Source organism: Clostridia bacterium (genome assembly GCA_028698525.1).
In the GTDB taxonomy this organism is placed as follows: domain Bacteria; phylum Bacillota; class Clostridia; order JAQVDB01; family JAQVDB01; genus JAQVDB01.
In genome coordinates this window covers 1-6,484 of record JAQVDB010000072.1, presented here as the reverse complement: position 1 = coordinate 6,484, position 6,484 = coordinate 1, and the positions used below count along the sequence as shown (strand labels likewise).

Below are 6,484 nucleotides of genomic sequence, written 5' to 3'. Positions count from 1 at the left end.
ATAACACTAGAAAAGAATTTATACCATATTTTAGTACAAAAAAGGCACCGTCCCTATCATTTTGCTATCATTCTGGTTACCTCTTGTGCATTGTAAGAACTTCTCACCAAGGGTGCCGATGCAACAAATCTAAATCCCAGATCCATTCCAATTTTCTTATATCTTTCAAATTGGTCTGGATGAATATATTCAATAACAGGATGATGTTTCTTGGAAGGTGCCAGATATTGACCGATGGTTAACATATCACAATCTACTTCTAGCAAATCATTCATAAGTTCCACTACTTCATCTTCCCTTTCTCCAAGTCCTAACATGATTCCGGATTTGGTTAAAATGTTCTTATCCATTATTTTTACATTTTCAATTAATTTTAATGATCTTTTATATATAGCCATTGGTCTAACTGTTGAATAAAGCCTAGGTATAGTTTCTACATTATGATTTATTACCTCCGGTTTAGCATCTACTACCTTTTTTAGTGCTGATTCATCTCCTTTGAAGTCTGGTATAAGAACCTCAACGATTGTATCTTTATTCATTTCTTTTATGCTTTTTATTACCTGAACAAAATGACCTGCACCACCGTCATCTAAATCATCCCTAGTGACAGATGTTATTACTACATATTTTAGCCCTAGCTCTTTAACAGCGTTAGCAACATTAATGGGTTCTTCTTCATCAACAATCTCGGGTTTCCCCTTTGTTATATTACAAAATCTACAATTTCTAGTACATTTACTACCTAAAATCATAAAAGTAGCAGTTTTTTTACTAAAGCATTCCATTAAATTGGGACAATTAGCTTCTTGACACACTGTATGTAGAGAAAGCCTATTTAATAGTCCTCTCACAGTGTCCGTTTGCGCACCACTACAATATTTCACTTTTAGCCAATCTGGCTTTCCATTTTGCATAAAATATTCCTCCAATATAATAATTGCAATTTTGTTATTTGCTAATACATTGTTATTATAATATATATTCTATTTTATTTGCTATTAAAAAATTTTTGTTAGTTTTGGATCCTGAAACAAATCTCCATATGTACATCCTCTACATGTTTTGTATCAGGATATAACCATTTATCCAAATCTTATATTATATTTTTGATAAAGAAAAAGGCACTGATCCTTCAGTGCCTTAGTTTTAGGAAATATTCTATATAATTAATAACTTTATTAATACTTTTTCCTTGTTTATACAAGTAATATATTTTGTAAAATATCAGTATCAATATCTTACTTTAATCCATATTATTGTCCTTTTCTACCCGTATAAATAAATATAGCATCTCTCAAAAATTTCGCTGTACCTGGTTGATTTACATTATAATAAGCTGTAAATCTTTCATCTTCAACATACATTTGGGCAAGGCCGGCATGAGCTTCTCTGCTATATTGAGGCCAATAATAAGTTAACCATTGTCTATGGAGGTCAGCTGCTCTTTGCGCTAATTCACTGGCTGGATCCCCGGTTTTAAAAGCCTTATCCAACGTTTCTTTTAACTGCTTTTCTAGTTTTGTCATCTTAACATAATTCTCTTGTGTCATTTTTTTAAGTTTTTGGTTGGATTTGTCGATGATATTATTTCCATATTTTTCTCGAATCTCTTTGCCGTAATCCTTCTCATTATCATTGATTATTTTCTCTTTAAATCCTTCAAATTTCTCTTCATCCATCATTTTTACTCCTCCTTCTATCGAAGCTATAGTTTTATCTACATTAGCGATCAATAAGTCCAATTGTTTTCTTTTTTCAATAAGCTTTTTTCTATGTTCTTTTAATGATTTTGTTCTATCAAACCAGGGTGCTGTTACAATCTCCTTTATCCTGTCTAGACTTACACCTAATTCCCTATAGAATAATATTTGCTGTAATCGATCTACTTCCTTCTCGCCATAGATCCGATATCCTGACGAATTTATTCTTGCCGGTTTGAGAAGATCAATTTGGTCATAATACCTTATGGTCCTAGTGCTAACACCTGCCATTTGCCCTAGCTTTTTCACTGTGTATTCCATCAGACCATCCCCTCCTGATAACATTACTATATACGTTTACGTAACGTCAATGTCAATAGTTTTCAATAAATAAAGGCTACAACATTTTCATATTCTTTACGAATTTGGCATGTAATTTTCCCAATACCCAACTCCACATCTTCAAAACTAACTATAGGCATAATTCCAAGCAATGAATTGGTTATAAAAATCTCATCAAAATCCTTAACCATATCCGGATAAATTATAGTTTCCGTTACATCATACGTTTTGATGATATATCTTCTTACTATACCATTTATCATCCCACATTTTAAATTAGGCGTATATATATCATCCTCTTTTACAAAAAATATATTGCTTGTTGCCCCTTCTGTTATCTCTCCTTTTGTATTCAAAAATACTGGTTCGTCATATTCTATTTCTTTTGCTTTTCTTTTTTCTGATATATTATCTGCATAGTTCAAAGATTTAATATACGTAAAAGGTGATGTTTCATTTCTCACTATATCGCTTATCCTAATCGACATGCCCTTTTTATAATCATCTTCTTTGTACTGATTATCTCTTAATGTAATTAGTACATTCTTCTCTGATACCATTATCTTTAGAGCCTTATTTTTTACCTTGTTTTGTGAAATATATTTTAATATATCAAGCTCTTTTATAAAATTATTAATTTTTAATAATTTTAATGTACTGTTTAATCGTTCTAAATGTTCATTTAAAAACACAGCCTGTCCATTTTTTATTAATATTGTTTCAAATGCTCCTAATCCAAACATAAATCCTTCGTCTAATATTATATTATCTCCCTTCACACAAATCGCCTCTTTTTATAATCTTTACTTCAATGCCTCTAACAATGCCTTAGCCTTTTGCAAAGTTTCTTCATACTCAAACTCTAATTCAGATTCACAAGTTATTCCACCGCCTGCACCAATATAATAATAACCATCTTTATATACTGCAGTACGGATTGCTATATTAAAATCAAAGTTGCCATCTAAAGAAATGTAGCCTATTGAACCTGTGTAAAGTCCGCGTACTCCATGTTCTAACTCATCAATTATTTCCATTGCTCTATGCTTTGGTGCTCCAGTAATTGAACCACCCGGAAAACTTGCCCTTATTACATCTATTACTGTATAACTTTGTCTTATCTTACCACTTATATCTGAAACCAGATGATACACAGTAGCATATGATTCTACATTAAACAATTGATTTACAACAACACTATGCTCTTCACAAACTTTGTTTAAATCATTTCTCTCTAAATCTACAATCATTAATAGCTCACTTTTATCTTTATTTGAATCCTCTAATTCTTTTTTAAGCTGTTCGTCTTCTTTCTTAGTCTCTCCCCTTTTTCTAGTCCCTTTTATAGGTCTTGTATGAATTATGCCATCCTTCATAAACATAAATCTTTCAGGAGATGCACTGACTATTTGAAAGCTGCCATAGTTAAAATATCCACCAAATGTAGAAGGATTATCTTTTCTTAACTTGGTAAAAAATTGATATGGTGTATTATTGCTTATCACTTTAAATTTCTGTGTCATATTAGCTATGTAAATATCCCCTTCAATCATGTAATCTTTCATTTTCTTAATAGTATTCATATATTCATTTTTTTCAAAATTAGGCTTGACTTCTATCTCTCCATGGCTTTTTATATTATCTTCTTCTGCAAATAGAAAACTATCTATCTTTTCTTCTAATTGTTTTATTGATTTTTCTGCGTGTTCTGTCTTACCATTCGCAATTAGATAAACCTTTTTCTCTTTTAAATCCTCTATTATGAAATTATCATAAAAATTCCATATACATTCAGGTATATTATCAGTGTCATCATGCCTAGTTGATATCTTTTCTATACTCCTTCCATAATCATAAGAAAAATACCCTATTCCTCCCTTCACTATTGGAAGGCTGGATAAATTCTCTTCCATCTCATTTAAAATGTATTCTTCAAGATATTCCTCAAAGTTATTTTTGCTTTCAACCCCATTTATAAAAAAATGTCCATCTTTTAATATTAATGTAAGATATTCATTAATACCTATTATTGAATACCTGCCTATTTCATTTTCAAGAGAAGAATCAAGAAATACCGCATTTTTTTCTTTATAAAACAGTTTGAATATATGACTAATCGGTTTATAATTCCCCAGTTCTTTAATTACTGTATTCATCTTGACAACCACCATTCTTCACATAATGTAACATAATTCTTTAAAAGTTCATGACCGTATTCCGTAAGTACTGCCTCTGGATTAAACTGAACTCCATAAACTACATTCACTTGATCACTTACTGCCATAATGACACCATCTTCTGATACTGCATCAATAGTTAGATTAGATGGTATTGTTTTTTCATCAATAACTAGCGAATGATATCTTGTAACTTTATATCTTTTTGGAAGATTTCGGAACAAATTTTTACCGGTATTAACCACATCAGTAACTTTACCGTGCATAGGTTTATCACCTTTTTCAATATTTGCACCATACTCATATCCTATTATATGGTGTCCTAAACAAACTCCAAAAACCGGTATCTCGCCTTTAAATCTTCTAACTATCTCACCTGATATTCCGCAATTTTTAGGACTTTTAGAACCGGATGATATAATTATTCCTTTTAACTCCTTCATATTCTCTATCTCTTTAATAGTTATCTCATCATTCTTAACTACTTTTATTGCTTCTCCTAACTCGTTTAAATATGCCACTAAATTGTATACAAATGAATCATAATTATCAATCATCAAATACATCTTTATACCTCACTTTCTTAAATTAATTATCCAGATGTACATTATGTCATCCTAGAAATATTTCCCAATCATATTTGATAAACAAAAATAAAAGACTGCCATAATAAAGACTTAGATATATTCTAAGTCTTTGTCTGGCAGTCTTCTTTTCATCCAAATAATGATAAATATTCAACTACAGATTGAAAAGGCACACCCTTTTAATGTTTGATAATTTTTATATATTTTATATTTTAAATATTAAATTCCTTTATCTTCATCTATATTAACATAAAAAATAGTATTTTTTCAAGTGATAAATGTGTTAAGATAGCGTCAATTGAAAGATATGTAGTCAAACGCAAATAAATATGTTATTATTAGGCAAGAGGAGGAATACTTATGGGAATTAAGATTATTACCGACAGTTGCTGTGACCTTCCACAGGAAATTTTGAAAAAGTACAATATAGGAGTTGTACCCCTTGAAGTCCGATTTGATGATAAAAGCTTTCTGGATGGAGTTAATTTAACCAATAAGGAATTCTATAACATGATGAAAGAACATAAAGAGTTACCCAAAACGGCAAGTCCATCCCCCCAGCAATTTATTAGGGAATTTGAAAAGACTGAAAATGATATATTAGTTGTTACAATATCTTCAGGTCTTAGTAGTACATATAACAATGCATTGATTGCAAAAGAAATTTATAAGAAAGATAATAAATATAAGAAAATTCACGTTATAGACTCACTGAGCGCTTCCGTTGGAGAGGGTCTTATAGTCCTTAAGGCTGCACATATGGCATTAAAAGGTATGAATATAGATGAGCTGGCAAATCAGTTAAGAAAGTGTGCCAAAGAAGGACAAGTATTTTTCCTGCTTGATACCCTTGAAAATATTATCAAAGGTGGAAGAATAGGAAAGGTAGCGGGTCATATAGCCAAACTTTTATCAATAAAATTGATTATGAAATCAGATGGTAATGGTGTTGTAGCTCTTGCCGAAAAGGCAAGAGGTTCTAATAGGGCTTTTAAAAGACTGGCTGACATTATAGGAGAAAATGCTACAAATTTTAAAGATAAGATATTTGCAATAGCCCACGCAAACTGTTACACTAAAGCCTTGGAATATAAAGCCATGATTGAGGAAAAATATAAATTCAAACATATTATTATATCGACTATTGGTCCTACTATAGGCACTTATTCAGGTGAAGGCGGCATACTCGTGTCCTTCATTTGAGTGTGGATAGAATTGAATAACAAGAATAGCATTTCCTTTTGAAACCCACGACAGTTTCAACATAACTCGAGAGGACAGGATTGATGTCATTGAACGATATCAGGACCCTTGAACATACGGTGTTGAAACCATTGGGGCTCTCGAATCCGTAACGTGTACCCCGCTGCTTCCAATGCCGGGACATAGGACTGCTCATCGGAAGGGTCCTTCACAACCAGCAGCATATCTATGACTGGTTTGGCACAGTCCTGGCACTGGGGTTAAGCCCACGTGATCCAGCTGTATTACCTTGTTTCCCAGTACTGAATGAACCCGGTTAGCTTCTCGTTCAAATAGTTCAGGCCAATGCGGGTCATACTCAGCGAGAGCGATGAAGGGATTGTAACACTAAAGAAAACTATCGGTAGGTTATCACGCAACCTAAACAGGTTTACTGAGAATGATACTGTTATTGTTAAGTATAATTAAGGGA

General features: G+C 32.0%; 6 protein-coding genes and 1 pseudogene. 1 reads left to right on the top strand and 6 read right to left on the bottom strand.

What is annotated here, in order from left to right:
* Positions 1-56 precede the first annotated feature (56 nt).
* From lipA to PHP06_09470, 5 genes are all read right to left on the bottom strand, one after another.
* Positions 57-917 (bottom strand): lipoyl synthase, encoded by an 861-nt coding sequence (gene lipA / locus PHP06_09490; GenBank protein ID MDD3840785.1) that lies wholly within the window; start codon positions 915-917, stop codon positions 57-59.
* A gap of 339 nt (positions 918-1,256) precedes the next feature.
* On the bottom strand, positions 1,257-2,024 hold the full coding sequence (locus tag PHP06_09485) for a MerR family transcriptional regulator (GenBank protein ID MDD3840784.1): 768 nt from the start codon (positions 2,022-2,024) through the stop codon (positions 1,257-1,259).
* Between the two features lie 62 nt (positions 2,025-2,086).
* Positions 2,087-2,824, bottom strand: a complete 738-nt coding sequence (locus PHP06_09480; protein MDD3840783.1) for an aminotransferase class IV — start codon at positions 2,822-2,824, stop codon at positions 2,087-2,089.
* Between the two features lie 24 nt (positions 2,825-2,848).
* Positions 2,849-4,201, bottom strand: coding sequence for an aminodeoxychorismate synthase component I (gene pabB, locus PHP06_09475; protein ID MDD3840782.1), 1,353 nt, complete (start codon positions 4,199-4,201; stop codon positions 2,849-2,851).
* Positions 4,198-4,788, bottom strand: a complete 591-nt coding sequence (locus PHP06_09470; GenBank protein ID MDD3840781.1) for an aminodeoxychorismate/anthranilate synthase component II — start codon at positions 4,786-4,788, stop codon at positions 4,198-4,200. Before PHP06_09470 ends, pabB begins: the two co-directional genes overlap by 4 nt.
* Positions 4,789-5,169: 381 nt before the next feature.
* On the opposite strand from PHP06_09470, the gene PHP06_09465 reads away from it, so the two are divergent.
* Positions 5,170-6,012, top strand: a complete 843-nt coding sequence (locus PHP06_09465; GenBank protein ID MDD3840780.1) for a DegV family protein — start codon at positions 5,170-5,172, stop codon at positions 6,010-6,012.
* A gap of 98 nt (positions 6,013-6,110) precedes the next feature.
* Here PHP06_09465 and PHP06_09460 read toward each other — a convergent pair.
* Positions 6,111-6,396 (bottom strand): annotated as a pseudogene (locus PHP06_09460) (GrpB family protein).
* Positions 6,397-6,484: the final 88 nt, after the last annotated feature.

Bases quoted from the DNA above. Each gene is read 5' to 3' on its own strand.
- lipA (MDD3840785.1), bottom strand. From the start codon at position 917: ATGCAAAATGGAAAGCCAGATTGGCTAAAAGTGAAATATTGTAGTGGT.
- PHP06_09485 (MDD3840784.1), bottom strand. From the start codon at position 2,024: ATGGAATACACAGTGAAAAAGCTAGGGCAAATGGCAGGTGTTAGCACT.
- pabB (MDD3840782.1), bottom strand. From the start codon at position 4,201: ATGAATACAGTAATTAAAGAACTGGGGAATTATAAACCGATTAGTCAT.
- PHP06_09470 (MDD3840781.1), bottom strand. From the start codon at position 4,788: ATGTATTTGATGATTGATAATTATGATTCATTTGTATACAATTTAGTG.
- PHP06_09465 (MDD3840780.1), top strand. From the start codon at position 5,170: ATGGGAATTAAGATTATTACCGACAGTTGCTGTGACCTTCCACAGGAA.